General features: G+C 73.9%; 28 protein-coding genes. 18 read left to right on the top strand and 10 right to left on the bottom strand.

Annotation, left to right across the window (positions count from 1 at the left end; translation table 11 throughout):
• Window positions 1–128: 128 nt before the first annotated feature.
• On the bottom strand, window positions 129–338 hold the full coding sequence (locus tag ACPC54_RS31410; RefSeq protein WP_498969680.1) for a DUF397 domain-containing protein: 210 nt from the start codon (window positions 336–338) through the stop codon (window positions 129–131).
• A 2-nt stretch (window positions 339–340) separates the two neighbouring features.
• Window positions 341–1,165 (bottom strand): helix-turn-helix domain-containing protein, encoded by an 825-nt coding sequence (locus ACPC54_RS31405; RefSeq protein WP_498969679.1) that lies wholly within the window; start codon window positions 1,163–1,165, stop codon window positions 341–343.
• A 107-nt stretch (window positions 1,166–1,272) separates the two neighbouring features.
• On the opposite strand from ACPC54_RS31405, the gene ACPC54_RS31400 reads away from it, so the two are divergent.
• The 5 genes from ACPC54_RS31400 (at window position 1,273) to ACPC54_RS31380 (ending at window position 3,199) form a co-directional block, all read left to right on the top strand.
• Window positions 1,273–1,644: a recombinase family protein gene (locus ACPC54_RS31400; RefSeq protein WP_498969678.1), complete on the top strand. Its 372-nt coding sequence runs from the start codon at window positions 1,273–1,275 to the stop codon at window positions 1,642–1,644.
• The gene (locus ACPC54_RS31395; protein WP_498969677.1) at window positions 1,641–1,838 is read left to right on the top strand and encodes a hypothetical protein; all 198 of its coding nucleotides are present in this window, start codon (window positions 1,641–1,643) and stop codon (window positions 1,836–1,838) included. Before ACPC54_RS31400 ends, ACPC54_RS31395 begins: the two co-directional genes overlap by 4 nt.
• A complete protein-coding gene (locus ACPC54_RS31390; RefSeq protein ID WP_498969676.1) occupies window positions 1,835–2,065 on the top strand; it encodes a hypothetical protein in 231 nt (76 codons plus the stop codon). Before ACPC54_RS31395 ends, ACPC54_RS31390 begins: the two co-directional genes overlap by 4 nt.
• 220 nt (window positions 2,066–2,285) lie before the next feature.
• Window positions 2,286–2,744 carry an I66 family serine proteinase inhibitor gene (locus ACPC54_RS31385; RefSeq protein ID WP_498969675.1) on the top strand — a complete coding sequence of 153 codons (459 nt, stop codon included), beginning with the start codon at window positions 2,286–2,288 and terminating at the stop codon, window positions 2,742–2,744.
• A gap of 104 nt (window positions 2,745–2,848) precedes the next feature.
• The gene (locus ACPC54_RS31380) at window positions 2,849–3,199 is read left to right on the top strand and encodes a hypothetical protein (RefSeq protein ID WP_498969673.1); all 351 of its coding nucleotides are present in this window, start codon (window positions 2,849–2,851) and stop codon (window positions 3,197–3,199) included.
• A gap of 104 nt (window positions 3,200–3,303) precedes the next feature.
• On the opposite strand, the gene ACPC54_RS31375 is transcribed toward ACPC54_RS31380, so the two are convergent.
• Window positions 3,304–3,696, bottom strand: a complete 393-nt coding sequence (locus tag ACPC54_RS31375) for a nuclear transport factor 2 family protein (RefSeq protein ID WP_498969672.1) — start codon at window positions 3,694–3,696, stop codon at window positions 3,304–3,306.
• Window positions 3,697–4,056: 360 nt separating this feature from the next.
• On the opposite strand from ACPC54_RS31375, the gene ACPC54_RS31370 reads away from it, so the two are divergent.
• The 6 genes from ACPC54_RS31370 (at window position 4,057) to ACPC54_RS31345 (ending at window position 9,105) form a co-directional block, all read left to right on the top strand.
• Window positions 4,057–4,404 (top strand): hypothetical protein, encoded by a 348-nt coding sequence (locus tag ACPC54_RS31370; RefSeq protein ID WP_498969670.1) that lies wholly within the window; start codon window positions 4,057–4,059, stop codon window positions 4,402–4,404.
• 195 nt (window positions 4,405–4,599) lie between these two features.
• Window positions 4,600–5,232: a hypothetical protein gene (locus ACPC54_RS31365; protein ID WP_498969668.1), complete on the top strand. Its 633-nt coding sequence runs from the start codon at window positions 4,600–4,602 to the stop codon at window positions 5,230–5,232.
• 116 nt (window positions 5,233–5,348) lie between these two features.
• Window positions 5,349–6,464: a threonine aldolase family protein gene (locus ACPC54_RS31360; protein ID WP_498969667.1), complete on the top strand. Its 1,116-nt coding sequence runs from the start codon at window positions 5,349–5,351 to the stop codon at window positions 6,462–6,464.
• 34 nt (window positions 6,465–6,498) lie between these two features.
• Window positions 6,499–6,906: a CPCC family cysteine-rich protein gene (locus tag ACPC54_RS31355; RefSeq protein ID WP_498969666.1), complete on the top strand. Its 408-nt coding sequence runs from the start codon at window positions 6,499–6,501 to the stop codon at window positions 6,904–6,906.
• 293 nt (window positions 6,907–7,199) lie between these two features.
• Window positions 7,200–8,645, top strand: a complete 1,446-nt coding sequence (locus ACPC54_RS31350) for a hypothetical protein (RefSeq protein WP_498969664.1) — start codon at window positions 7,200–7,202, stop codon at window positions 8,643–8,645.
• Between the two features lie 112 nt (window positions 8,646–8,757).
• Entirely contained in the window at window positions 8,758–9,105 is a 348-nt protein-coding gene (locus tag ACPC54_RS31345) for an antibiotic biosynthesis monooxygenase family protein (RefSeq protein WP_498969663.1), read from the top strand.
• 28 nt (window positions 9,106–9,133) lie between these two features.
• Here the strand turns inward: ACPC54_RS31345 and ACPC54_RS31340 are convergent, their stop codons facing one another.
• From ACPC54_RS31340 to ACPC54_RS31330, 3 genes are read right to left on the bottom strand one after another with little or no spacing between them, the layout of a single operon-like run.
• Window positions 9,134–9,379 carry a hypothetical protein gene (locus ACPC54_RS31340; protein WP_498969662.1) on the bottom strand — a complete coding sequence of 82 codons (246 nt, stop codon included), beginning with the start codon at window positions 9,377–9,379 and terminating at the stop codon, window positions 9,134–9,136.
• 28 nt (window positions 9,380–9,407) lie between these two features.
• Window positions 9,408–10,139 carry an SDR family NAD(P)-dependent oxidoreductase gene (locus ACPC54_RS31335; protein ID WP_498969659.1) on the bottom strand — a complete coding sequence of 244 codons (732 nt, stop codon included), beginning with the start codon at window positions 10,137–10,139 and terminating at the stop codon, window positions 9,408–9,410.
• The gene (locus ACPC54_RS31330; RefSeq protein WP_498969657.1) at window positions 10,121–10,450 is read right to left on the bottom strand and encodes a DJ-1/PfpI family protein; all 330 of its coding nucleotides are present in this window, start codon (window positions 10,448–10,450) and stop codon (window positions 10,121–10,123) included. Before ACPC54_RS31330 ends, ACPC54_RS31335 begins: the two co-directional genes overlap by 19 nt.
• Before the next feature lie 165 nt (window positions 10,451–10,615).
• Between ACPC54_RS31330 and ACPC54_RS31325 the strand changes: the two genes are divergently transcribed.
• Window positions 10,616–11,161 (top strand): MOSC domain-containing protein, encoded by a 546-nt coding sequence (locus ACPC54_RS31325; RefSeq protein WP_498969656.1) that lies wholly within the window; start codon window positions 10,616–10,618, stop codon window positions 11,159–11,161.
• A gap of 98 nt (window positions 11,162–11,259) precedes the next feature.
• On the opposite strand, the gene ACPC54_RS31320 is transcribed toward ACPC54_RS31325, so the two are convergent.
• Window positions 11,260–11,664 carry an SRPBCC family protein gene (locus ACPC54_RS31320; protein WP_498969654.1) on the bottom strand — a complete coding sequence of 135 codons (405 nt, stop codon included), beginning with the start codon at window positions 11,662–11,664 and terminating at the stop codon, window positions 11,260–11,262.
• Window positions 11,661–11,975: an ArsR/SmtB family transcription factor gene (locus tag ACPC54_RS31315; protein ID WP_498969652.1), complete on the bottom strand. Its 315-nt coding sequence runs from the start codon at window positions 11,973–11,975 to the stop codon at window positions 11,661–11,663. Before ACPC54_RS31315 ends, ACPC54_RS31320 begins: the two co-directional genes overlap by 4 nt.
• Window positions 11,976–12,399: 424 nt before the next feature.
• Here ACPC54_RS31315 and ACPC54_RS31310 point away from each other — a divergent pair, with 424 nt between their 5' ends.
• The gene (locus ACPC54_RS31310; protein ID WP_498969650.1) at window positions 12,400–15,399 is read left to right on the top strand and encodes an AfsR/SARP family transcriptional regulator; all 3,000 of its coding nucleotides are present in this window, start codon (window positions 12,400–12,402) and stop codon (window positions 15,397–15,399) included.
• Between the two features lie 84 nt (window positions 15,400–15,483).
• Here the strand turns inward: ACPC54_RS31310 and ACPC54_RS31305 are convergent, their stop codons facing one another.
• Window positions 15,484–17,328 carry a serine/threonine protein kinase gene (locus ACPC54_RS31305; RefSeq protein WP_498969648.1) on the bottom strand — a complete coding sequence of 615 codons (1,845 nt, stop codon included), beginning with the start codon at window positions 17,326–17,328 and terminating at the stop codon, window positions 15,484–15,486.
• 505 nt (window positions 17,329–17,833) lie between these two features.
• Between ACPC54_RS31305 and ACPC54_RS31300 the strand changes: the two genes are divergently transcribed.
• Window positions 17,834–20,551, top strand: coding sequence for a WD40/YVTN/BNR-like repeat-containing protein (locus tag ACPC54_RS31300; protein WP_498969646.1), 2,718 nt, complete (start codon window positions 17,834–17,836; stop codon window positions 20,549–20,551).
• Between the two features lie 117 nt (window positions 20,552–20,668).
• On the opposite strand, the gene ACPC54_RS31295 is transcribed toward ACPC54_RS31300, so the two are convergent.
• Complete coding sequence (locus ACPC54_RS31295) at window positions 20,669–21,922, bottom strand: cytochrome P450 family protein (RefSeq protein WP_498969645.1); 1,254 nt, start codon at window positions 21,920–21,922, stop codon at window positions 20,669–20,671.
• 115 nt (window positions 21,923–22,037) lie between these two features.
• On the opposite strand from ACPC54_RS31295, the gene ACPC54_RS31290 reads away from it, so the two are divergent.
• From ACPC54_RS31290 to ACPC54_RS31275, 4 genes are all read left to right on the top strand, one after another.
• A complete protein-coding gene (locus ACPC54_RS31290) occupies window positions 22,038–22,529 on the top strand; it encodes a hypothetical protein (RefSeq protein ID WP_498969643.1) in 492 nt (163 codons plus the stop codon).
• A gap of 164 nt (window positions 22,530–22,693) precedes the next feature.
• Window positions 22,694–23,452: a class I SAM-dependent methyltransferase gene (locus ACPC54_RS31285; protein ID WP_498969642.1), complete on the top strand. Its 759-nt coding sequence runs from the start codon at window positions 22,694–22,696 to the stop codon at window positions 23,450–23,452.
• 171 nt (window positions 23,453–23,623) lie between these two features.
• Window positions 23,624–25,108, top strand: coding sequence for a Y4yA family PLP-dependent enzyme (locus ACPC54_RS31280; protein ID WP_498969640.1), 1,485 nt, complete (start codon window positions 23,624–23,626; stop codon window positions 25,106–25,108).
• On the top strand, window positions 25,105–26,430 hold the full coding sequence (locus ACPC54_RS31275) for a pyridoxal-phosphate dependent enzyme (protein ID WP_498969639.1): 1,326 nt from the start codon (window positions 25,105–25,107) through the stop codon (window positions 26,428–26,430). The genes ACPC54_RS31280 and ACPC54_RS31275 overlap by 4 nt, the downstream gene beginning before the upstream one ends.
• The last annotated feature ends 6 nt before the right edge of the window (window positions 26,431–26,436 follow it).

Here is a 26,436-nt window from a genome sequence, read left to right as displayed (position 1 = left end):
GGGGGGGGGCTTTTGGGGGGGTTTTTTTTTGGTGGGGGGGTTTTTTTTGGTTGGCTTCCTGTGTGCTCCGCGCCGGCCGGCCCCCCCCCCCGGGGGGGGCGCGCCCCCCCCGCCGATCGGGACTGAGGTCAGATGTCGCCGAACTCTCCGGCAGCAGTGGCGGCGACGAACGATCGCCACGCTGCGGCCGAGAAGACGAGAGCAGGCCCTTCCGGGTCCTTCGAGTCACGGACGGGGGCCACACCAGGGAAGTCGGCCGAGATCTCGACGCAGGTGCCGCCGTTGCCGGAGTACGACGACTTGAACCAGGAAGCGCGGGACAGATCGGGGTGGGTCATGGTCAAAGTTCCTTTCGGGCCTTGCGAATCAGGTCGAGGGATGCAGCTCTGGTCAGCGCTTCCACCCGCAACCGATCGTAGGCCCTTTCCCATCCCCTGACAGTCTTGTCTTCCCGCACGACATAACCCTGATCCGCAGATTCCGTGTAGCCGACGACCGAGCGATCGGCAAACGTCAACAAGGTGGCGACAGAACGGAAGGGGATGTGCTCAGCCAAGCTGAACGGTGACACCTGGAAGACGACGTAGGGCTTCGACGCCATCTCAGCCAGGTGATCGAGCTGCGCACACATCGTCGCGACGCCGCCCACCGGCCGACGAAGCACACCCTCGTCTATCACCGCGTGGATCACCGGCGGTTCGGCGCGCTTGAGCAGCCGCTGCCGCGCGAGCAGGAACCTCACTCGCTCCTCGGCCTGGTCCGGCGTACTGCTTCCGCGATCGACCGCCGCCGCTTCGATCGCGGCAGCGTAGTCCTTGGTTTGGAGGAGCCCAGGAATGAGGGTCGGTTCGTAGATCCTGATCTCGGACGCCCGGGCCTCCTGCGCGGCGTGCTCGGGGAAGCCCTCCAGGAAGCCCTTCTTCCGCATCCCGACCCACATGATCTCCAGCGTCTGCCCCGTCCCGAGCGCCTTGTCGGCCGCCCGGACGAAATCCCGGCTGGTGGATTTGCGCCCGGTTTCCACGGCGGAGATGTAGCTGTCCGAGTACCCCATGACCTCGGCCAGCTTCTGCTGGGTCCACCCCCGCGCCTCGCGCGAGCTGCGGAGGAGCGCTCCGAAGGACTCGCGGGGAGATGACGTCGGGTCAAGTTCCTTGCGGTTCACGGCTTCACTTCCAATTCCACTTGAGCCGTAGACAAGTTGAACGGCTTCCAAGCTTAGTCGAGAGTGTGCACCGCCGGTAGTCGCATTACTACGGAGAGGAGCGAATCGTGCGTATCCCCACGCCCCCTGAGTCCTTGCACGCCCCCCGAGTTGAGGTCACCACCGAACGCCTCCAGGTGGTCGTCTACCTCGCCAGGAGCGGCTCCACCTTCCCCGAGCGCGAGTTGCGCGCCTGCGAGTCCTACGCGCTCGCCTTCCACTGGGGCATCTCGCTCATCGTCGTCGACGACTCCGTCGACACCACCGCGCCCGAGCGCCGCCCGATGCTCCAGGCCGCCCTGCAGCGCGTCCGCAGCAAGGCCGCCTGCGCGATCCTCGTCCCCGCCAAGTCCGCCATCTCCCCCATCGCCGGGGAGTTCGACGAGTTCTCCCGCCACGTCGAGAAGGCCGGCGGCTTCGTCCAGGTGGCCACCCGATGACCACCAGCCGCAGCCGCTACGGGATCATCCCCGCCGACCCGCCGGCCGGCGTCGACTTCCCCGTCTGGGTCGTCCGCGACCACCGCACCGGCGACCTCGTCAAGGCCCTTCCCCCGCGCTCCGAGCCGCTGCGCTTCTACTCCTACGACCACGCCCAGGCCTGGATCCGCAAGAACGAGGACCCCACCCCGTGACCGTCCCCGTCCCCGTGCCCCGCCCGCGCTACGAGACCCGCACCATCGACACCCGCAGCCCCCACTTCCTCCTCCTGGAGTGCTGGGGCATCTGGGACCGCCACCGCCACGACTACCTCCGCGCCCCCGGCTCCTCCCGCCGGATCCGCCGCTTCTACACCCTCGCCGCCGCCCAGGCCCACCTCCACACCCTGAACACCCTCCACCTCCTCCACACCCCCACCTAGACAGCTGGCCTCCATCCGGACGACACCCCGTTCGGGTGGTCCGCACCGCGCCCCACCGCGTACGGCCCGCCCGACCGGCGGTCACCGCGTTCCCGGCCCGCAGCGAGCGGGCGGCCCCACCCGCCCCGCCCTAGCCTGAAGCCACCGATCAGTCACGCACCGGCACGAACAGCAGCACACGCACCCGTGCCGCCGCGATCCGACGACAGAAAGCGACACCATGGACCAGTTGAACGGGCTGTACGAGCTGTACATCGGCGGGGCGCCGCTCAGTGTGGTCGACGACAAGCTCGTCGCCCTGCTCGGCGAACACGATCAGCAGTTGACCGTGATCTGGAAGATCGAGCCCGACGAACGAACCGGCCGCAACGCCGTCGTCATCTCCACCGAGAACGGCGCCGCGGGCTGGGTCGTCCCCAAGCCCGGCGGGCGGCAGCAGATCGAGATCCGCCCGCTGGCCGTCTTCGACACCTTCCCGCCGACGTACCCGCCCAACGAGGTCTTCCTGCTCAAGCCCCTGTACGAGGGCCCGGACAACGCCTTCACCGTGCACTCCGCCGCCGACGACGGGCTGGTCGGCCGCAGTCTGATCGAGGACAAGTCGCTGCTGCCCAAGGCCGTCTTCTCGGACACCGACGACCCCGACGCGTTCGTCGTCGCCGTGGCCGTCGAGACCTGAGTCGCCCACCAGGGCCGGCAGGGCCTCACCGCCGAGGGGCCAAGCGGCCCGCCAGGAGACTGACGGGCCGCCGCGAAGGGCAGGCACGGCCGTAGGGTGTGGGCATGCCGCTCGTCGACGTGACCTATGCGCCCACCGTGCCCGAGCCCCGTCTGCGTGAACTGGGTTCGGTGCTGCCCCATCTGGTGTCCCTGGCCGTGGAGTGCCCCGAGGAGCCGTACGACGGCGACCTGCAGCCCGGGGACGTCGAACTCCGCTTCCGGCCGCTGGGCCCGCTGGACCGCAGCGGCCTGGCGGTGGTGATCGAGATCAGGTCGAAATGGTTCGCCAGCAGGGCGGCCGACCGTCAGGAGCGCGTGGACGCGCTCCACACGGACATCCGTGCCGCGACCGGGCTCGACGACTTCGGCATCTTCCTCTCACTGCCGATCGCCGCCTGGTCCCAGGGAGACTGACCGGTCACGTCCCACTCCCCGCACCAGCACAGGAAGTCGGCCGGCCCGACTTCCCGCGCCGGTGTGTTCGCCTCGGCGGCCGGGATCACCCCGGAGGGGGTGCGCTACAGCACCTCCGCCGGGTCGGCGTAGGCCCGCATGCGCACCACCTGGCCGTCGCGGACGGTGAACACGTCCGCGACGGTGATGTCCAGCGGGCTGCCGTCGGTGAGGAGCCCGTGCACATGGTGGACGATCACGACGTCCTCGCCGCGTCGGTGCGCCACCGGCTCGGAGTGCATCTCGGACCACATGGCGTACGAGGCGCTCAGGTACTCGTGCACGGCGGCGCGGCCCCGGCGCGCACCCCCGTTGGGGAACTCCTCGGGCTCGAACCACTCCACGTCGGAGTGGACATCGGCGACGGCACCATCGATGTCACCCCGGGCGTACGCGGCATACGCGGCGAGCACGAGGGCGACGTCGGGATCGGTGGGGTCCGCGAGATCGGAGGTCATGCCGGGGACGGTATCCCGGGCACCGTCCCCGGGCGGCACTCATCCGGAGCACCAGGGAAGCGTGTCGGGCCCGGGTAGCAGCCCTGTGACACCTTCCGGGGCGGCTCTGGACCGTGGTCGTCGCTCACCGGGACGGCACCGGCATCCGCGTCATGACGAGCGACGGCACACCCGCCGTGGCGTTCCGCGGGCAGACGCCGGCGCTGGCCCGGTACCCGCCCCGACCGGTCCAGCAGCCGGAACCCCCGCCGCACCCGGGGTGGTCTTGCCGGCGGTAGGGTCGGCGGCATCGGCAGGAGCGGGGGGGAGCAGGCGTTGAAGATCTTTTCGTTGCGGCGGCGGAAGCCCCGGGTGGAGCGCGTGTGCCGGAAGGTGCGGCGCGAGTACGCGCCCGGTGAGCAGGAGGCCCTGCTGATCGAGATCCTGCGCGGCACGCCCGACGACGTCCAGATGCACGAACGGTACGACGCGGCCTCGGACTTGGAGGACTTCCCCTCGGACGCGGTGGTGGCGGCCCTGGCCGGGATCGCCTGTGACCCGACCCAGCCCGACGAGGTCTTCGTCGCCCTGTGCGCCGAGTCGATCGCGGGGATCTGGGTGCACCGCGGCGCCGTCGACCACGAGCTGCTGGCCCGGCTGACCCCGTGGGCACGGCGCGAGGCGCAGGCCGTCCTGACCCACCGGGCACCGGCGCTGCTGCCCCGGTGATCCCCCGACGTACGGTCGCCGGGCGGGCGGTCGCATCCGCCACAACCACCGCCAGTTCCGGACAAGTTGTCGATGTGCCCAGGAAGTGAACATCCGGCCGCACCAACTCCCGTTAGGGTCACTCCAGCTCCACAACCCGGCGCCGCACGGCCGTCGTGCGGTGCCGCACGGACCTGCCGATGGGACTGGTGTGAAGTGATCGAGAAGCATCACCGACTGCTGGACCGTTCGTCGTGGGCGGCCCTCCGGGGCCGGCTCGCCGCCCTCGTCGGGGCGGTCGCCCTGATGGTGGCCGCCCTCACCGGCACCACCGCCGGCACGGCCGCCGCCGCGCCCGCGCACGGCTCCGCCTCCTCCTCCGCCTCCGCCGCTCACCTCGCGGCGGGCGGCTGGATCTGCCGGGGGGCTCCCGTCCCGCCCGGCTACGTCATCACCAACTACGACGCGCACGGCTGCAACGGCTACGGCGCCTCGCTCACGCAGCTCGCGCAGAACGGGATGTGGACCTGCGCCGGTTCGCCGACCCCGCCCGGCTACGTGCTCACCGCCCACAACGGCAGCAGCTCCGCCTGCCTCGGTGACGCCTGGTTCATGCAGGTCGTCCAGGACGGGATCTGGGCCTGCGCGGGCTCGCCGATCGTGACCGGGTACGTCATGACCAGCCACATCCGCAACGGCTGCGGCGGCATCGGCTCCTGGTTCCAGCAGGCCGCCAAACCCGGACTGCTGGTCTGCCCCGGCAACCCCATCCCCGCCGGCTACCACCTGGGCGCCTACAACAGCGCGGGCTGCGCTGGCCTGGGAGCCTGGGTCCTCCTCCGCAGCTGACCCCGGCCACCGGCCCGAGCCGCTGCTGCCCCGCCGCAACCGGCAGCAGCGGCTCGACAGCCCGCGGCCCGGGAAATCCCCTGGCCCGGCCCCACGGAACCACGGACAATCGCCGGATGACCCTTGACGACCTCACCCCCGCCGAGCGCCGCCGCGCGGCCCGCCGCGCCAGCAAGCGCTTCCTCTCGGACGGCCCCCTCCCCACCATGCGCGACCGGCTCGACGCCCTCACCGCCCTGGACGGGCTGGACGAGCTGCCGGACTTCTACGGCGCCGACGGCCCGGTCCGCGAACTGGAGCGGCGCACCGCCGAGTTGCTCGGCACCGAGGACGCCGTCTTCTTCCCCACCGGCACCATGGCCCAGCAGGTCGCGCTGCGCTACGGCGCCGACCTGACCGGCCGGAGCACCGTCGCCATGCACCCGCTGTGCCACCTGGAGCAGCACGAGCGGCAGGCGTACCAGCAGCTGACCGGACTGCGCGCGCTCTGGCCCACCACCGCGCACCGCCAGCCCACCCCCGCCGAACTCGCCGCGCTGGGCGAGCCGCTGGGCACTCTGATGGTCGAACTCCCGCTGCGCGACGCCGGGTTCCTGCTGCCGAGCTGGGAGGAACTGGTCGAGCTGGCCGGGGCGGCCCGGGCCCTCGGCGCCCGGGTGCACTTCGACGGTGCCCGGCTGTGGAACACCACCACCCACTTCGGCCGCTCCCTGGCCGAGATCGCGGCGCTGGCCGACAGCGTCTACGTCTCCTTCTACAAGGACCTCGGCGGCATCAGCGGCGCTGCTCTGGCGGGCACCTCGGAGCTGGCCGCCTACGCCCGCGCCTGGCGTCACCGGATGGGCGGCACGCTGTTCCAGCAGTGGCCCGCCGCCCTGGCCGCGCTGCACGGCCTGGACACCGTCCTCCCCCGCATCCCGCGGTTCACCGAGCACGCCGCCACCCTGGCGCCCGCCCTGGCCGCCCTCCCGGGCGCCCGGATCAACCCGGCCGCGCCGCCGACCCACGACTTCCAGCTCTGGCTCCCGCACCCGGCCGAGGCCCTGAACGCGGCCGTCCTGGCGCTCGCCGAGCAGGAGGGCACCTGGTTCGTCGGCCCCTGGACCGACGCCGCCCCGGGCCTGGCGATGGCCGAGGTCCGGCTGGGCGCCTCGGCCCTCGACTGGACCCCCGAGGAGGTCACCGAGGTGGGCCACCGCTTCCTGGCCCTGGCGGCGGCGCACCGCGCGTGAGCCGCCCCGGAGGCACCGGACGGTGGCCGACCGAATGACCGACACCCGCCGCCCGTGCCCCTGCTGCGGCCACCTCGTCCACTCCGCCGGGACCGGGTGGCCCGGCTCGCACGGGATCTGCCCGGTCTGCTTCTGGGAGGACGACCCCGTCCAGCTCCGCTGGCCGTTCACCGGGGGCGGCGCCAACCGCACCTGCCTCGCCGAAGCGCAGCGCAACGTCCGGGAGTTCGGCGCCTCCGAGCAGCGCAGGGCCCGGTTCGTCCGGGCGCCGGCGGCGGACGAGCCCCTCGATCGCGACTGGCGTCCGATCGACCCCGCCACGGACGTGTTCGAGGACTGGGAGAGCCCCGACCGCCGCCCCTGGCCCGAGGACCGGACGGTCCTGTGCTGGTGGCTCCCCTCCTTCTGGGGAGCAGCCGGGGGGCGGGAGGGGCGGCCCTGACGGGTCGGGGCCGTCCGGAGTGTGGTCGGGCCCTCGTACCCGGCCGCGGGCTCGGCTAGAGTCGCCGGCATGACCCCGCTCGTGAGCCGCCGCCATGTCGACCATGGCCGTGCCACCACGACGGGCTGTCCCCGCGTCAGCTGACGCGGCCCGCACCCCGCCGACACCTCGTCCGTCGCGCGGGGCCGGCCGCTCCGGATCCAAACCGAGCGGCCCCGTTCACGCACCCGTGCGGATGGCGGCGACCGGCCGCCGGGCTCCCACCCGCCGTGACCCCAGGAACGGGACCTTCCATGCGTCCGCACACCACACGTGCCCTCCGTGCCGCCCTGACCCTCGCCACCGCGGCGGCGCTCTGCCTGCCCGCCGCCAACGCCCGCGCCGCGAACGGCGACTTCGGCCCGCCGCCGCCGCAGAACCCGGCCACCGCCGCGAACGGCACCGCGACGATGCACGGGGACAGCGCCTCCAGCGACACCACGCCCTATGCCGGGCCGGGCAGCGGCCCGGTCGACTGGAGCCGCACGGCACTCGCCTCGGCCTGCCCGACCGTGGTGATCGGCGGCGACCGCCGCCCGGTGGCCCTGTGCACCGCGATCTTCGGGCGGACCCCGACCGTCCACCTGCTCGACCCCGGCACCGGCGCCGACCTCGCCTCGCTGGAGCTGCCCAAGGGCAGCCTGTTCGGCGGGGTCTACGCCTACCTCGACGACACCGACGCCCTGGTCGTCGTCGACGGCGACGACGACCTCCTGCGGATCGGCCACCACCCCACCGCCGGGGGCTGGACGCTGACGGTCGACCGGTCGACCCCGCTCGCCGGGTCGATCCCCGCCGGGGACACCGTCGTCGGCCTCAGCCCCGGCTGGGACGGCCGGGTGTGGTTCGCCACCACCGGCGGCGTCGTCGGCACGGTCGACACCGCCACCGGCTCGGTGCGGACCATCGCCACCGGGGAGGGCGTGCAGAACAGCATCTCCACCGTCCCCGGCCACACCGCCGTCGCCACCGACCACGCGCTCTACCTGCTCGCCGAGGCGCCGGACGGCACCCCGACCGTCGAATGGCGTGCCCCGTACGACCGCGGGCCCGGCCGCAAGCCGGGCCAGTTGAGCTGGGGAACCGGCGCGACCCCGAGCTTCTTCGGCCCCGGCACCGGCACGGAGTACGTCACCATCACCGACAACGCCGCGCCGCACGAGAACCTGCTGGTCTACCGGGTCGCGGGCGGCCCGACCCCCGTCTGCCGCACGCCGGTGCTCACCCAGTACCCCGCGAGCGGGACGGAGGACGCCGTCATCGCCTCCGGCCGCAGCGTCTTCGTCACCAACACCTACGGCTACCCGTACCCGGCCCTGCCGGCCGGCGCCCCCGCCAGCGTCCCGGCCTCGGCCGGCTTCGACGGCGGCCTCAGCCGCGTCGACCTGGACGCCGACGGCAACGGCTGCCACCTCGTCTGGAACAGCGACGTCAAGTCGGCCGCGCTGCCGCGGCTCTCGCTCGCGGACGGGAGGATCTACACCGTCACCGTCAGCGGCCCGACCGGCTCCGTGGGCGCGCAGACCTTCGCGTCCTACTCCTACGCCACCGTCGATCCCGCGACCGGCCGGCAGCTCTCCAGCTCGTGGATCGGCCTCGGACTGCTGTACAACCCGCTGCAGATGACCGGCACCACCGGGGCGGACGGGACGCTGTACCAGGGCACCGAGACCGGGGTGCTGAGGGTGACCCGCCGCTGACCGCCGCTGACCGTCGCAGGTCCGCCACCGGGCGGGCGGGGTTGTCAGGACGGCGGAGCGCGCGAGATCGTTCGGGGAGGTACTTGTCCGCCCCGCCCTCCGGAGGACCTTCGTGACCGACCCCGCGCCCGCTTCGCTGCCCGCCCCGCCCTACTACGCCGTGGTGTTCACCGCCGTACGGACGGAGGGCGACGACGGCTACGCGGAGCGCAACGAGCGGATGATGGAACTGGCCACCGAGCGGCCGGGGTTCCTCGGGGTCGACTCCGCCCGCGGCGCGGACGGCCTGGGGATCACGGTGTCCTACTGGCGGGACGAGGAGTCGATCACCGCCTGGCGGGAGGACGCCGAACACACCCTGGCCCGGGCGGACGGACGCGAGCGCTGGTACGCCTCGTACGCGCTGCACATCGCCAGGGTCGAGCGCGCCCACGCCTTCACCCGCCCGGCCACCGCGTAGCCGCCGCAGCCCGCCGGGCCGCTGCGGGCTACGCCCGCAGCAGACCCAGCACGGCCTCGGCCGCCGCGGCCGGATCGTGCGCCTCGACCCAGCTGTACTCGTCCGAGACGGTGAACGGCGGCCGGCCGGACGGCCCGCTCTCCAGCTCGACGGCCTCGGCGCTGCCCGGCAGCCGCATCAGGAAGCCGGTGCCGTCCGGCCGTTCGACCACCACGTCCGGCACCCGGGCGCGGACGAGCCGCGCCACCTCACCCGCCCACCCATCCGCGTCCATGGCGGCGATCCTGCCACCACCCGGTGGCCTACAGCCCCCCGGCCACCCGCAGGATCGCGCCCGTCGCGTACGACGCGTCGGCGCAGAGCAGCCAGGCGACGGCCGCGGCGATCTCCTCCGGCTGCCCGGCGCGGCCCATCGGAATGGCGGGGGCGACCTTGCGGGGGCGCTCCGGGTCCTGGTGGAAGTCCGTCCAGATGGTGCCGGGTGCGACGCAGTTGACGCGGATGCCCTGGGCGGCGACCTCCTTGGACAGCCCGACCGTCAGCGCGTCCACGGCGGCCTTGGCGGCGGCGTAGTGGACGTACTGGCCCGGGCTGCCGAGCGTGGCGGCGGCCGAGGAGATGTTGACGATCGCGCCGCCGCCGCTGCCGCTCATCTCCCGCACGGCCCGCCGGGCGCACAGCAGGTAGCCGAGGACGTTGACGTCGAGGGCCCGGCGCAGGCCCGCGGCGTCGGCGTCGGCCAGCGGGCCGTTCGGGCCGCTGGTGCCGACGTTGTTCACCAGCCCGGTGACGGGCCCGAGTTCGGCGGCCCGGTCGAAGAGGCCGTCGACGTCCGCTTCCTCGGCGGTGTCCGCACGGACCGTGACGCACCGCCGGCCGGCCTTGCGGACCAGTTCGGCGACCGACTCGGCCGCCGCGCTGTCGGAGCGGTAGCCGAGGACGATGTCGTGCCCCTCCTCCGCGAGCCGGGCGCAGACGGCCGCGCCGATCCCGCGGCTTCCGCCGGTGACCACCGTCACGAGCTGGGTCTCCATGTCAACCTCCTGAGTTCATGGGGGAATTCGTCGGACCGCCGGGCGAGCAGTGCGGGGTCGCGGCGCGCGTCGGTCACGCCCGCGCCGCCGACCACGACCAGGGTGTCCAGCCCCTCGGGGGCGAGGTCGCCGATGCCGTACTCGGCCACCATCGGCAGGCCGCTGGAGGACCGGACCTGGCCGGCCCGCGGCGCCACCACCCGGCAGTCGTAGCCGCCGACTTCCTTCTGGGCGTAGTGGAACACCGCGTGCGGGCCGACCAGGTCGACCGCCTGGAACCCCTCGAACACCACGAACACCACCCGACGCATGGCAGCAGGCTGCCCGACCTGCGCGAACGGCGTCAACGACGGGCACCCCACGGATCGCGCCACGGCGTGCCACCGCCTGCCGGGCGACGGTTCACCGGGCTCCCGTAGGCTCCGAGGCGATCAAAGGCGATCATCCGATCATCGGAACTACTGTGGAGGATCCCCATGCACGGAACGGTCACCTCGGTCAGCCGCAACGCGGAGTACTCCTTCACCAAGCCGACCCGCGACAGCATCACCCTGCTCGCCGGCCTCGGCGTCGAAGGGGACGTCCACGCGGGGGTCACCGTCAAGCACCGCTCCCGGGTCGCCAAGGACCCGACCGTGCCCAACCTGCGCCAGGTGCACCTGATCCACCAGGAGCTGTTCGCCGAACTCGACGCCGACGGCTTCACCGTCCGCCCCGGCGACCTCGGCGAGAACGTCCTCACCAGCGGCATCGACCTGCTCACCCTCCCCACCGGCACCCTGCTGCACCTCGGCGAGGAGGCCGTCGTCGAGGTGACCGGCCTGCGCAACCCGTGCCCGCAGATCGACGCCTTCCAGCGGGGCCTGCTCAAGCAGCTCGTCCACCGGGACGACGAGACCGGCGCGGTCGTCCGCAAGGCGGGGATCATGAGCGTGGTGCGCCGGGGCGGCGTGGTCCGCCCGGGCGACCCGATCCGCGTGGAACTGCCGGCCGAGCCGCACCGGCCGATGGAACGGGTCTGACCCCACCCGTCCGGGCCCGACCGGTCCGAGCGGACCGACTCGTCACCGGGCAGTGACCGCGCCGCCGACGCCCGGCGCGGCCACTCGCCGGTGCCCGGTCACTCCGCGAGGGCCGGGGCGATCCGGCGCAGCACGCCCGGCCAGCCCTGCCCCATCCCCTGGTGCGCCTGCCGGCCCATCGGGGTGTCCAGGTCGAAGCCGACGTGCTCCAGCAGCAGCCGCGTGCCGCGGCCCTCGGGCACCAGCCGCCAGGTCACGGTGGTGTCGAGGGTGCCGGCGGCGAAGCTGTACGCCAGCAGCCGCTCGGGCTCCACCTCGATCACCTCACAGGGCTGCCGCCCCCACGGCCCCATGTCGAGCGTGAAGCGGTGGCCGACCACGGCCTTCACGTCCCCGGCGGCCCACCACCGCGCGTGCAGCTCCGGATCGGTCAGCGCCTCCCAGACCCGCGCGGGCGGGTACGGCAGGAACTCGTCGCAGTGGATCGCGGCCTTCTCGGTCATGAACTCTCCTCCTCCAGGAGCGCGCGCAGCGAACTCATCCGCGCCCGCCAGTACCGCTCGAACGGGTGGAGCCATTCCTCGACCTCGGCGAGCGGGCCGGGCTCCAGGTGGTAGTACCGATGCCGCCCACGCGGCTCCTCCCGCACCAGCCGGGCGCTCTTGAGCACCGCCAGGTGCTCCGAGACCGCGGGCCTGCTGAGCTCGAAGTCGCCGGCCAGCTCCCCCGCCGCCCGCGGCCCGCCCTGGAGGCTTTCCAACAGCTTGCGCCGCACGGGATTGGCCAGCGCGCTGAAGACGTCGACATCTGCCATGCCCCCATGGTGTGTCGGAGGTTTCCGACATGTCAACTTCTCCCGACGCATTCCGCGGGGTCCACAGCAGGCCGGTCGCCACGCCCTCCGGGGCGAAGCGGCGCATGAACGAGGTCTTGCACTTCTTCTCGGAGAAGGGCACGCCCTCCTCGTCGGGCTCGACGTGCCCGGCCGTCCAGCCCTGGAACTCCTCCATGCCGCGCAGCATCTCGGTGGCCCGCGCCATCGGTTCCCGGTCCTCCCGCGCCCACTCGGGGAACCAGACCCCGAGCCCGGCCGGCGGGCCCGCCGTCGCAGGTCAGGGCGCTGCGCCCGCACCCCGCGCGGCCGGATCCCGCCGGGCCGTGCGCGACGACCCGACCAGCGGCGATGCGGTGGGTATCATGCCCCGGCGGTTGGTTTACGGACGGAGGGGGGACGGCCGGTGGGTGAGTTGCGGTTCGCGGTGCTGGGACCGGTGCGCGGGTGGCGGGACGGCGGGGAGCTGGTGCTCGGCTCGCCGCAGCAACGGAGCCTGCTGCTGTCGCTGCTGCTGCGGGCCAACCACCCGGTGTCGGCCGGTCAGCTCGTCGACGACCTGTGGGGCGAGGAACCGCCCGCCAAGGCGACCGCGGTCATTCGCACCTACGTCCACCGCCTGCGCCGCGTCCTCGGCCCGGACGCGCTCACCTCACTCGGCGGCGGCTACCTGCTGACCGTCGACCCCGGCGCACTGGACACCCACCGCGGCGAGGAACTCGTCGGCGAGGCCAGGGAGTTGCGCGGCACCGGGGAGCACGCCCGGGCCGCCACCGTACTCCGCTCGGCGCTCGCCCTCTGGCAGGGCGAGCCGATGTCCGGGCTGCCCGGCCCGTACGCCGAGCGGCAGCGCGGCGAGTGGGCCGAGCGCCGGGTGACCGTCCTGGAGGCCTGCCTGGCGGCCGAGGTCGAGGCCGGCCCGTCCGGCGAGGCCGTCGCCGAACTGACCGCCGTCGCCGCCGAGTACCCGCTGCGGGAGCGGTTCGCCGAGCTGCTGATGCTGGCCCTGTACCGGACCGGCCGGCAGGCCGAGGCCCTGGGCGTGTACCGCACCACGGACGGGCGGCTGCGCGCCGAGCTCGGCGTGGCCGCCGGGCTCGGGCTGCGCGAGCTGCAGCGCCGGATCCTGGCCGCCGACGCCGCCCTGCTGGCCTCCGCGCCGGCCCGGCCGGGCACGGCCGCGAACCGTCCGCCGTACCGGGCGCCGGTGCGGCCGACCCAAGTCCCGGCGGACCTCGCCGACTTCACCGGCCGCGAGGCGCAGACCGCCGAACTGCGGGCCGCCCTGCTCGCGCCCGGCGCGGTGCCGGTGGCGACGGTGTCCGGCCTGGGCGGCGTCGGCAAGACGGCGCTGGCCGTGCACGTCGCCCACGGGCTGGCCGCGGACTTCCCGGACGGCCAGCTCTACGCCGACCTGCACGGGGTCGACGGCCGGCCGACCCGGCCCGAGGAGGCGCTCGGCGCCTTCCTCCGCTCCCTCGGCGTACCGGAGGACGGGCTCGGCCCCGGGCTCGCCGAACGCTCCGCCCAGTTCCGCTCGCTGCTCTCCGGCCGGCGCGTGCTGGTCGTCCTCGACAACGCCCGCGACGCCGAGCAGATCCGGCCGCTGCTGCCCGGCCGGCCCGGCTGCGCGGTGCTGGTCACCAGCCGGGCCAGGCTCGGCTCGCTGCCGAACGCCCACGTCGTCGAACTGCCCGCGTTCGCCCCCGAGGAGGCCCTGGACCTGCTCGGCCGGGTGGTCGGCGAACAGCGGCTGACCGCCGAGGCCGACGCCGCCGGGGAACTCGTCCGGCTCTGCGGCCACCTCCCGCTCGCCGTGCGCATCCTCGCCGCCCGCCTCGCCTGCCGGCCGGGCTGGACCCTGGCCCGGCTGCTCGACAAGCTGTCCGAGAACCGCCGCCGGCTGGACGTGCTGCGCACCGGGGACCTCGCCGTCGAGTCGGCGTTCCGCTTCGGCTACGACCAGCTGGCGCCCGAACAGGCCCGCGCCTTTCGGCTGTTGGCGATGCCGGAGGTCCCCGACCTGTCGCCGGGCGGGGTCGCGGCGGTGCTCGGCCTGCCCGAGGACGAGGCCGAGGAACTGGCCGAGTCGCTGGTCGACTGCTCGATGCTGGAGACCGTGCCGCCGGACCGCTACCGCTACCACGACCTGCTGCGCGCCTTCGCCCAGCGGCTCACGCCGGGCGCCGAGGAGGCGACGGACACCGGGGAGGCGACGGGCGCCCGGGAGGCGACGGGCGCCGACCGACCGGCCGCCGTGCTCACCCGGCTGGCCGTCCACCTGCACGCCGAGACCGTGACGGCCCTCGGCCCGGCCGCCACCCGCGCGGCCCTGTCCGCCACCGTGGTGCCGCACGCCCCGGGCGCCCCGGACGCCCGCGCGGTGGCCCGGGGCCGCGCCGAGTTCCCCGGCATCGCCGCCCTGGTCGGCCAGTACGCCGCGCTCCCCGAGCCCGGCCGGCTCGACCTGGTGGCCGAACTCCTGCTCGCCTGCGGCCTGTTGTGCGAGACCGGCCAGGCCACCCGGCCGCTGGGGCACGCCGCCAAGGTGCTGCTCCAGGCCGCCGTGCGGCAGGGCGACCGGACGGCCGAGGTCCGAGCCCGTCTGGTGCTCGGGCGGCTGCTGACCGAGGTCGGCTCCGAGCCGGCGGCCCTCGGCGAACTGCTCCGGGCCCGTGACCTGTGCTCCGTCCACGACCTGCCCGGGCCGCTGCTCGCGCTGGCCCACGTCTCACTCGCCACCCTGTTCGTCCAGGTCGGCCGGCCGGGCGACGCGGTGGACGGCCTCACCGCAGCGATCGCGGTCTGGGAGCGGCTCGGCGACCGCCGCTCGGTGGCCGCCGAACTGCTCAACCTGGCCGGGGCGTTCACCGAACTCGGCCGGTTCGACGCGGCGGTCCGCGTGGTCGACCAGTCCCTGCTGATCTGCCACCAGCTCGCCGACCGCGAGCTCCAGGCGCTCGCCCTCGACTCCCTGGGCACCATCGCCCACGACCGCGGCGAGTTCGAGCAGGCCCTGCGCCACCACCGCGCCGCCCTCGCCCTGCAGCGGCCGGACGACCGGCGCCGGACGGGCCGCACGCTGCTGCGCCTCACCGAGTCGCTGCGCGCGGTCGGCCGCGCCGACGAGGCGGTGGAGGCGGCCGGGCGGGCGGTCGAGGTGCTGACGCTCGACGGCGACCGCCGCGGCCGCGGGCTGGCCCTGGCGGCACTCGGCGACGCGCTCGCCGACCGGGCCACAGGACCGGAAGCCGACCAGGACGCGGCCCGGACCTGCCGGTCGGAGGCCTATGACATCCTGGCCGGCATCGGCTCCCCCGAGGCCGACCGGCTGCACGCGCTGCTCGCCCCCGGCCGGCCCGCCGCCCCGACCCGCCGGCAGTGGCCGTCCTGGCTCCCGGCGTGACGGCCGTTCGGGCCTGACCGGCCGGCAGAGCGGCCACGAGGAGGGCCGCTCGGCCGGCCGGTCAGAGAACGGTCAGGAGAACGGTCAGGAGAAGGTCCACACCTGGCCCGGCCGGTTCGACGCACAGGTCGACACGCTCGCCCAGAAGCCGACCCCGGAGGAGGTCAGGCACTCCTTGGTGACGTAGTTGACGATCTGGTAGCCGCCCACGGCCGGCACGATCGACCAGATCTGGTTCGCGCTGGGCGGCGGGCTCGACCAGACCTGCACCTTCCCGGTCTTCACGTCCAGGTCCAGCACCTTCTCGAAACCGGTGGAGCCGTTGCGCAGGTAGTAGTTCGCCTCGGAGACCTTCTCCAGCCGCCAGGTCTGCGCCGACGAGCCGTTGGCGATGTAGGTGTTGATCCCGTTGCCGTCCTCGTTCTTCGAGTAGTAGTTGTCCAGCGCGGCGCCGTTGCTGGTGATCTGCGCCTGGGCGGGCAGCTCCGGCTTCGGCTGCTGGGTCGGCGGAGCGGGCTGCGTCGCCGTCGCGGTGGCCGTGGGCGAGGGCTGGTCGCGGTGGGTGGGCTGGGCGGTGGGGGCCGAGGTCGGCGCGGGGGCGGGCGCCGTGGCGGACCAACCGGCCGGGGGCGGCAGGGGCACCGCGGGGGCCTGCGGCGACGCGCCGGGACGCTCGGGTACGGCCGTGGTCGGAGCGGGCTCGGGCGAGGGCGCGGGGCTCTCCCCCGTTCCCGGGCCGGCCGTCGGCACCGGCGGCGTCGCCGGGGCGGACGGCTGCCCGGCGAGCGGGCGGTCGGCCGCCACCGACGCGGTGATGGGCGGCGCCGCCAGGTCGGCCGAAGGCCGGGCGACGGCGGCGGCGTCCGTCACGCCGTCCCGGTCCGGCCGGATCACCGTCGCCCCGGCGGCGCCGCCCACACAGAGCAGCGTCAGCGCCGTCACCCCGACCAGCGCCCGCACCCGGGCCCCGGCCCGCCGGGCGTGCCGGGCGGGCGTCCGGGGCCGGTCCGGGGCCGTCGAGGCCAGCGAGACGCCGAGGCCCTCCGCACCGGCGAGTTCCGCACCGAGGCCCTCCACGCCGAGGCCCTCCGCACCGGGCGCGAGCGCCGCCCGCACCGCCGCGGCCATCGTCGCCGCGTCCGGCCAGCGCTCGCCGGGCTCCTTGGCCATCGCCCGCCGGATCAGCGCCCCCACCGGCGCGGGCACGCCCTCGGGCAGCGGCGGCACGGGCTCGGTCAGGTGCTTGAGGATCACCTCCAGCGCCGTCTCCCCGTCGAACGGCAGCCCGCCGGCCAGGCACTCGTAGAGGACGACGCCGAGCGCGTAGAGGTCCGCCGAGGCGGTGACCGTCCCGCTGGAGGCCTGTTCCGGCGCCTGGTAGGCGGCCGTGCCGAGCACCATGCCCGGGACGGTCAGCCGGGCGTCGCAGCCGGGGCGGGCGATGCCGAAGTCCGCGATCACCGTGCGGCCCGCACCCGCCTGGTCGCCGCGGACCATCAGGTTGGCGGGCTTGATGTCCCGGTGGACCACCCCGGACCGGTGCGCGGTCTCCAGCGCCTCCAGCACCTGCAGCGCCATCCGCAGCGCCTCGGCCACCGGCAGGGTGCCGCGCCGTTCCAGCACGGCGCTGAGCGGTTCCCCGTCGATCAGCTCCATCACCAGGTAGCCGACCGAGGACCGCCCGTCCGCGGCGCTGTGCCCGTAGTCGTACACCCCGACGATGCCGGGGTGGCGCAGCTGCGCCATGACGCGGGCCTCGGCGTGGAAGCGCTCGGCGAAGCCGGACTCGTCCAGCAGCGCCGGCTTGACCACCTTGACGGCCACCCGGCGGCCGAGGATCTCGTCCTCGGCGAGCCACACGTCCCCCATCGACCCGCCGCCCAGCCAATCCACCAGCCGGTAACGGTCGGCGAGCACGGTGTCCTGCATGGTTCTCCCTGAATGAAACCGAAGACCGGAGTGGATCCGAGAGTTGCCCACCCGGTTCCACGGGCGGGCCCCGGTTCCGGGTTCACTTCGGTCCGGGGCGCCTCGTGTCCGGGGGCGCCCTCCGAAGATCATGACACGGGCGAATAATCGCTGACTTGCCGTCACGTGAACGACGCTTCGTTCACGGCGCTTCCGCCCCTCACGGGCAATCCGCCCCGGTCCCGGGGCGGCCCGACCGGCCGATCCGCACACCACCCCCACACTGTGTGGCCGCAGCCGCCTCCGGCTGCCGCCGCCCGGCCTCCGCGCACGAAGCGTCCGCCCCCTCCACGGCCGCCCGGCCATTCACCGTATGGAGGGTGAATGAACGGTAATTCCCGTACGGGCAACCCGAGTTGGAGGCCTGTCCGGAACGATCACAGCACGGTAGGGTGCCGCCCGCTCCACCTCCAGTTCCCGCCTCCGCGCCCCGCGGGGGCGGTCCCCCCGACGGACCGGAGAACCCATGGGCTCCCCCCACAGGGCGCGTCGCGGCAGAACCCGCGCCGCACTGCTTTCCGCCGCGCTGATCGCCTCGGCGGGCACCACCGCGGCCTGGGGCGACACCGTCGCCACCACGTCCGGCACCACCGCCGCCAGCCCGAACCACCGCCAGGCCGGGGAGGACTCCGGCGAGCTGATGGACTCGATGCGGTCCTTCAACGACCCCCGGGTCTCCCCCGGCGGCACGATCACCGCCGGCGCCTACCGGGCCGCCTGGCAGCACGTGCTCGGCATGCCCGTCCGGCAGGCGGCCTTCACCGAGGCCACCACCCAGCCGTACAACGGCGACGCGCTGCACTACCGCGACCACAACGTCTCCAACGGCGGCACCGGCGGCGGCTACAACACCGGCCGGATCGCGGCCCTCGCCACCGACCCCACGCACCCCGGCGTGGTCTACGCGGGCGGCGCCGGCGGCGGCGTGTTCCGCTCCACCGACGACGGCGCGACCTGGACGCCGATCGCCGACCACCTGCCCTCGCTGTCGGTCGGCTCGCTCGCCGTCGCCGCCGACGGCGCGCTCTGGCTGGGCACCGGCGAGGCCACCACGGCCTTCGACAACTACCTCGGCACCGGCGTCTACCGCCTCGCGAACCCGAGCCAGGCCGCCTTCAGCCAGTCCGACGCGCTGGGCGGCGGCGAGCTCGACAACAGCTCGATCCACGCGCTGCGCTTCGACACCGAGGCCGGCTACGCCTTCGCCGCCACCTCGCACGGCGTCTACCGGCGGGCGCTCGGCGCCGCCCAGGGCGACCCGTGGCAGAAGGTGCTCGCGCCCTGCGCGGGCACCGGCATCGGCGGGATCACCTGCGGCACCGGCTCGTACTACGCCGACATCGCCAACGACCTGGTGGTGCAGCCGGGCTCGGGCGGCAAGCGGCTGGTCGCCAACCTCGCCTGGCGCGGCGGCGCCACCTACAACGGCTTCTACTACTCCGACGACGCCGGCACCACCTGGCACACCGCCAACCCGCAGGGCGGCATCAACCCGGGCGACATCGGCAACACGACCTTCGCGTACTCCGCGGACGGCAGCAAGCTGTACGCGGTCGTCGAGTCGCCGACGCTGTACAACAAGAACCCCGGTGCCAAGGCCCCGCAGACCGTCCTCGGCGGCGTGTACGTCAGCAACAGCGGCGACATCAACGGCCCGTTCACCCAGATCGCCACCTCCAGCGTCCTCGCCAACAGCGGCTCGGCGATGAAGCTGACGGTCATGGGCCCCGGCTACCAGCCCGGCGTGCAGTCCTGGTACGACCAGTCGCTGGCCGTCGACCCGACCGACCCGAACCACCTGTACCTGGGCCTGGAGGAGCTGTACGAGACCCACAACGGCGGCAGCACCTGGAACACCGTCGGCCGGTACTGGAACCTCGGGCTGAACTGCTTCAGCTACGACGCCGCGCAGAACACCTGCGACGGCAACGTGATGCACTCCGACCAGCACGCCCTGGCCTTCTCCAGCTGGCCCGGCCGCGCTCCCGAGGTGTACGCGGGCAACGACGGCGGCGTGTACGCCCGGCCGACGACGCAGACCGCGCCCGGCTGGCGCAACCTCAACGCGAGCGGCACGCTGCGCACCCTGCAGTACTACTCGGTCGGCGCGGGGGCGCTGCCCGGCGGCGGCGAGGCGGTCTGGGGCGGCCTGCAGGACAACGGGGTGTCGGTCTCGGTGCCGCAGGGCGCCACGTACTCCTACACCTACCCGGGCACCACCGCCCCGGTGACCGAGCAGCTGAACGCCGCCGGTGAGATGGGCCAGCCGTTCGGCGGCGACGGCGGCGACCAACTGGTCAACCCGGCCAACGGCTGCCAGACGGTCGGCGAGTACACCAACCTCGCGATGTCCGTGACCACCAACTGCGGGTACACGGCGAACGCCGACGGTACGCCGTCCGCGATCACCTCGATCAGCCCGAACGACCCGAACGCGCGCTTCATCGCCCCGTTCGGCGCGGACGCCAAGGACCCGGGCTACTGGGTCGCCGGCGGCGAGTACGTCTACGCCGACACCAGGACCTGGCAGAGCACGTCGGGTTCCGACTGGCAGAAGCTCGCCGACTCGGGCGCCGGGCACTCGGTGACGGCCGTCAAGTCGCAGCGGGACGCCAACGGCAACCACGTGGTGTGGGCCGCCTGGTGCGGCAACTGCAACCCGGGCGCGGACTTCGCGCGCGGCATCATGACCAACTACGGCGGGAGCTGGCACCAGGTGGCGCTGCCGGCGGACTTCCCGGTCCGCTACGTCCAGGACGTCGCGATCGACCCGGCCGACCCGACCGGCGCCACCGCGTACGCGGCGCTGTCCGGCTTCTCCCGGCACTGGAACGTCGGCCCGGGCGCCGGCTACGGCCACCTGTGGCGCACCACGGACGGCGGCGCGAGCTGGCAGGACGTGAGCGGCGCGGACGGCGCGGCGGACCAGCTGGTCGACGCCTCCGCGAACCGGCTGCTGTTCGCCCCGGACGGCACCCTGGTCCTCGCCACGGACCTGGGGGTGTTCACCGACGACGTGAAGGCGGACGGCCTCGGCCACTGGAAGCGCCTCGGCCTCACCGACGCCACCGCCGGCGGCAACCTGCCCACGGCGGCGGCCGTCTACCTGACGCCCAGCCCGGACGGCGGCTCGATGTACGTCGCGACGCACGGGCGCGGCATCTGGAAGACCGCGATGCCGTAGCCGGTTCGCGGCGGGTCGGGTCCCCGGTCCGCCGGGGGCGGTCGGCGGACCGCCCCCGGCGGACGGGCCACCCGAGCGGGCACCGCGGCCCCGCACCCGGTGCGGGGCCGCGGCCCGCTACTCGGCCGCCGCCGGGTCGAGCAGCACCGGCAGCGCGCTGTGCCCGTTGGAGATCAGCGAGTCGACCGGCTCCAGCTCCACGCCCGGCAGCAGGGCCAGGCGCGGGAAGCGTTCGAAGAGCGCGCGCAGCGCCGTACGCGCCTCCAGGCGGGCCAGCGGCGCGCCGAGGCAGAAGTGCGGGCCGTGCCCGAAGGCGAGGTGGTCCTTGACCGGCCGGGTGACGTCGAAGACGCCGCCGTCCTCGCCGTAGCGCACCGGGTGCCGCCCGGCGGCGGCGTAGGACGCCAGGATCGCCTCGCCCCGGCGGATCGTCAGCCCGCCCGGCAGCTCGATGTCCTCCACCGCGTAGCGCAGCGGCAGGTGCGCCACCGGCGCGTCGCGGCGCAGCGCCTCCTCGACGACGTCGTCCCAGCTCGCCTTGCCCGCCCGGACGAGGTCGAGTTGCTCGGGGTGGGTGAGCAGCAGCGCGACGGCGTTGTCGATCAGGTTGACGGTGGTCTCGTAGCCGGCCGAGACGATCAGCAGCAGGGTGTCCCGCAGCTCCTCCTCGGTGAGGGCGCTGCCGTCGCCCTCGGTGTCGCGGGCGGCTATCAGCAGCGAGGTCATGTCCTCGCCCGGCTGCTCGCGCTTGGTCGCGATCAGTTCGTCCAGCATCGCGTAGAACGCCGCCGCGTTGGCCGCGGCCTCCTCCGGGGTGAGGACGGTGGAGAACACCCGGTCCACGTAGAAGCGGAACTGGTCCCTCAACTCCTCGGGCAGGCCGAGAAGTTGGCCGATCACCCGGATCGGCAGCGGGTAGGCCAGGTGCTCGCGCAGGTCGACCGCCGTACCGGCCGGGGTGGCCGCGATCCCGTCGAGCAGGGCGGCGGTCAGCTCCTCGATCCGCTCGCCGAGGGCGGCGACCTGGCGGGTGGAGAACGCGGAGCCGACCAGCCGCCGCAGCCGGCGGTGCTCGGCGCCGTGCGCGGTGAACATGTTGCGGGCGTTGACCCACAGCGTCAGCGGCCAGGTGCGCAGGGCCTCCTCGAATCCCGGCCAGTGCTGCGGGCCGTCCTTGGAGACCCGCGGGTCCTTGGTCAGCTGTTCCAGCAGCTCCGGGTCGGCCACCGCCCAGGCGTGCACCCCGAGGATGTCCACGGGCGTGGCCGGGCCCCGCACGAACAGTTCGGCACTCTCGGCGTCACGGTTGCGCCCGGTCGGGTCCAGCACGAGCCGCGGGCATCCTACGGGGTGCGTCAACTGCTCGCTCACAAAGGCTCCTTGGTACGGGTCGGGTTCGTACGGTGCACAAGTCCGGAACGAGGATGGTGCCAAACCCCCACCCCCGTCGAGACCACCTCCCCGCCCGGGCCCTACCGTGACCCCCATGACCGACGACCTGGCCGCGCACCTCGCGGCGCTCGACGACCTGCTCACCCGGCCGTACCCGGAGACGGAGACCGTCGAGGCCACGGGCTACGGCGGCCCCGGGTGGCGGGTGCGCGACCTGTACGTGAGCGGCGAGTTCTGGGACGACGAGGACGGCGAGGCCCTGCAGCGGGCGGAGGAGGAGGCGGCCGCCCACTTCGACGCCCTCGCGGGGGCCCTGACGGCGCGCTGGGGCGAGCCGTCCACCGTCGACCTGTGGTCGTACCTGGTCGCCGGCTTCGACGGGGAGTTTCCGGGCCGGGCGGCGCCCGAGCCGATCGGCCTGCTCAGCGGCAGGGCCACCGCCCTGCGGGTCTGGCCGCTGCCGGACGGCGGACGCTGGCTGGGCCTCGCGGTCGGCCAGGAGGACCGGGAGCTGCCCGTCATCCTCTCCGCGGCCGTCGCCGCCGGCCCCGTGCCCGAGCTCACCGCCCCGCCCGCCCCGCGATAGGCCGCACCAACCCGCCCCCCGACCGGGGTGCGCGTCCAGATGAAAACGGATATCGTTTCACTCGCGCCTTCCCCGCCCGCCGACCATTGCGTGCAGGGTGGACATGACAAACACTGGCATCGAGCGGGAGCCCTCGAATGCGCGCGAACATGGCGGGAGTGAACATGCCAGTCGATGCGGCCCTGGCCGAGACCTGGATCGAGCGCTGGGAGCGCCAGCAGGAGCGGTACGCGGTGGAGCGCGAGGAGCGGTTCACCGTGGTCGCCGACGTGGTCGAGCAGGTCGCCGGCCACCGGGAGCGGCCGCTCGTCGCCGACCTCGGCAGCGGGCCCGGCTCGCTGTCCGCGCGGATCGCGGCACGGCTGCCGGCCGCCGAGGTGCTGGCCGTCGACATCGACCCGCTGCTGCTCGCCCTCGGGCGGGCCCGGCACCCCCGGGTCGCCCGCTGGGTCGAGACGCTGATCGGCGGCCCGGGGTGGCTCGACGCGCTCGGGCTCGACCGCCCGCTGGACGCCGTGGTGTCCTCCACCGCGCTGCACTACCCGCCGCCGGAGACGCTGCTCGGCATCTACCGCGACCTCGCGGCGGTGATGCGGCCCGGAGCCGTCCTGGTCAACGCCGACCACCTCGTCCCCGAGCAGCCCTCCCTCGCGGAGCTCGCCCAGGCGATCGAACGGCGCCGCTCGCAGCGCCGGGGCGCCGACACCACCGAGGACTGGTCGCAGTGGTGGGCCGCCGCCGCCCGGATCCCCGAGTTCGCCGAGCTGCTGGCGGCGCGGGCGCGCCAGGTGCCGCCGTGCGACGGCGACGGGAACGGCCTGTCCGCCGACCGGCACGCCGAGCTGCTGCTGCGGGCCGGCTTCCGGCAGGCCGGGCCGGTCTGGCAGTACGGCACCAGCGCGGTGCTGGTGGCACTGCGCTGACGATCCGCCATCCGGAGCCCAACTCTCCACATTGGCACAGACTTTGCGATGGCGTGACAGAAAGTCCTGTTGCTTGAAGTTGAAAACAGTTACCGTTTCCCTCGCTGGTCGACGCCTTTCGCGGTGAGTTCCTTCACCGCCGACTTCTGTTGACGGGGAGCTGTTTTCGCCATGCGGCCGTTACCGCTCTATCTCGAACCACGGCTGGAGCCCGGGCTCCGATCCCTCCTGACGGCGGGCGACTTCCTGCACCCGCTGGTCGACGCGCTCGGGTCGCCGCTCAACGTGCTGCTGCCCGAACAGCTCGCGGACAACCTGGCCCGCTTCCGCGCCGTCTACCGCAAGCACCACCTGAACGGCCCGATCCACTACGCCCACAAGACGAACCGCTCCAGCGCGCTCGTCCGCCGCCTCGCCGCCACCGAGGCCGGGCTGGACGTCGCCTCGCTCGCCGAGCTCCAGCACGTCCTCGGGGCGGGCTTCACCCCCGACCGGATCATCGCGACCGGCCCCAAGAACCGCCCGTTCCTGTGGCTCGCGGCCCGCACCGGCGTCACCGTCAGCCTGGACTCCCGGGCCGAACTCGACGAACTCGCCGAGCTGGTCCGCAAGCACGCCCTGCCCCGGGTGCGCGTCATGCCCCGGCTGTCCGGCTTCGAGGCCCCGGGCGCCCGGGTGCTCACCCGCCCCAGCCGCTTCGGCACCCCCGCGCGCGAACTCGACGAGCTGCTCGACGCCCTCGAACGCCACCGGGACGCCGTCGAACTCACCGGCCTCGCCTACCACCTGGACACCACCGGTATCCCGGAGAAGGCCGTCGCCCTGGAGGGCTGCATCCGCGCGATGAACGAGTGCCACCGCCGCGGCCTGCGGCCCCGCACCCTCGACATCGGCGGCGGCTTCGGCGTCAACTACCTGGCCCACGCCGCCCAGTGGGAGCGCTACACCACCGAGCTGACCAACGCCGTGCTCGGCAAGCGCCCCCCGCTCACCTGGCAGGGCCACGGCTACGGGCTGCGCGGCGAGCACGGCACCCTGCGCGGCGCGCTCACCCTGTACCCGGCGCACCGCGCCACCGCCGCCGACAGCTACCTGGACGAACTCCTCTCGCATCCGGCGCCCTCGCTCGGACGCCCGCTCGCCACCCTGCTGCTGGAGAACCTGTACGACCTGGCCATCGAGCCCGGCCGGGCCCTGGTCGACCAGTGCGGGGCCTCGCTCGCCCGCGTCCTGGAGGTGCGGCCCACCCCGGACGGCGACCACCTGATCCGGCTGGAGCTGAACGCCCGGGACGTCAGCCTGGAGGAGCACGGGGTACTGATGGACCCGGTGCTGATACCCCGGCCCGGCGCCCCCACGGGGCCGGACGCCCCGGTCGGCGTCCACCTGCTCGGCAACCTCTGCCTGGAGTCCGACCTGATCACCCGCCGGAAGGTCTTCCTGCCACGCCTGCCCGCCCCCGGCGACCTGCTCGCCTTCGCCAACACGGCCGGCTACCTGATGGACTTCAACGCCGGCCGGGCCCTCCAGCAGCCCGCCGCCCGCAAGGTCGCCGCCTTCCGCCAGGACGGCGCCTGGCACTGGCGCCTCGACGAGCAGTACTGGCCCATCGACGCCGCCACGACGGCGTGCGACCACGGGGAGAGGAACGCATGAGGTACGACAGCATCACGGACGCGATCGGCGACACCCCGCTGGTCCGGATCGACCCGGCGGTGACCGGTCTGCGGCACATCGACCTGTACGCCAAGCTGGAGATGCTCAACCCGTTCGGCTCGGTCAAGGACCGCGCCGCCTGGAACATGACCCGCGACGCGCTGCCCGCCGCCGTCGAACGCGGCGACACCATCGTCGAGCTGTCCAGCGGCAACACCGCCAAGGCACTCGCCCTGATCGCCGGCATGCACGAACTGCCGTTCAAGAGCGTGACCAACCGGATGAAGGTCCCCGAGGTCAAGGACCTGCTCCTGCTGCTCGGCGCCGAGATCGAGGAACTGCCCGGCCGCACCGAATGCCTCGACCCGACCGACACCGACGACCCGCTCACCCGCATCCACCGGATGCTCTCCGAGGCGGACTCCGGGTACCTGCACACCGACCAGTACTACAGCCGGCTCAACGTCGACGCGCACGTCACCGGCACCGGCCCGGAGATCGTCCGCGACCTCGACGGCCGCGCCCCCGACCACTTCATCGCCTGCGTCGGCACCGCCGGCTCCTCCACCGGCGTCGCCACGGTGCTGCGCGCCCACCACCCGGGCGTCGAGGTGGTCGGGCTGGTCGCCGACAAGTCCGACTTCATCCCCGGCATCCGCACCATCGACGAGGTGCACGAGGTCGGCCTGTTCGACCCCGGCACCTACGACGGCATCCAGTCGGTGACCTCCGACCAGGCCATCGACGGCATGCTCACCCTGATCCGCCGCTGCGGCCTGCTGGCCGGCCCGACCGGCGGCGGCGCCTTCTTCGGCGCGCTGCGCCACCTGCGCGCCGTGGACGCCGAGTTGAGCCCCTCGGAGCACCGGACCGCCGTCTTCATCGTCTGCGACCGGGTGGAGAGCTACCTCGGCTACCTCCGCCACCGCCGCCCGGAGCTGTTCAACCTGCCCGCCCGCCCCCACTCCCTCGGCTCGCTCACCCCGGCCGACCTGGCCGCCGCCAGGTCGGTGGACGTCGACGCCGCCCGCAAGTGGATCGCCGCGGAGCACCCGCTGGTCGTCGACCTGCGCGGCCCCTTCGCCTACGCGGCGCTGCACATCGAGGGCTCGATCAACATCGTCGACGAGCTCTTCGACGAACTCCTGCACGGCGGCCTGCCGTTCGGCCCCCGGCAGCCCGTCCTGCTGGCCTGCCCGGTCGGCGAGAAGTCCGCCCGGTACGCGGCCCTGCTCACCCGGATGGGCCACCAGGACGCGCGCAGTCTGACCGGCGGCATCATCGGCTGGCGCGACGCGGGCGCGCCCCTGGTCCGGGACTGAGCGGAG

Origin of the sequence: Kitasatospora sp. NPDC094028, assembly GCF_049543595.1 — a bacterium.
In the GTDB taxonomy this organism is placed as follows: domain Bacteria; phylum Actinomycetota; class Actinomycetes; order Streptomycetales; family Streptomycetaceae; genus Kitasatospora.
The sequence above is the reverse complement of the archived record's forward strand: the minus strand, read 5'-3'. Positions and strand labels throughout refer to the sequence as shown.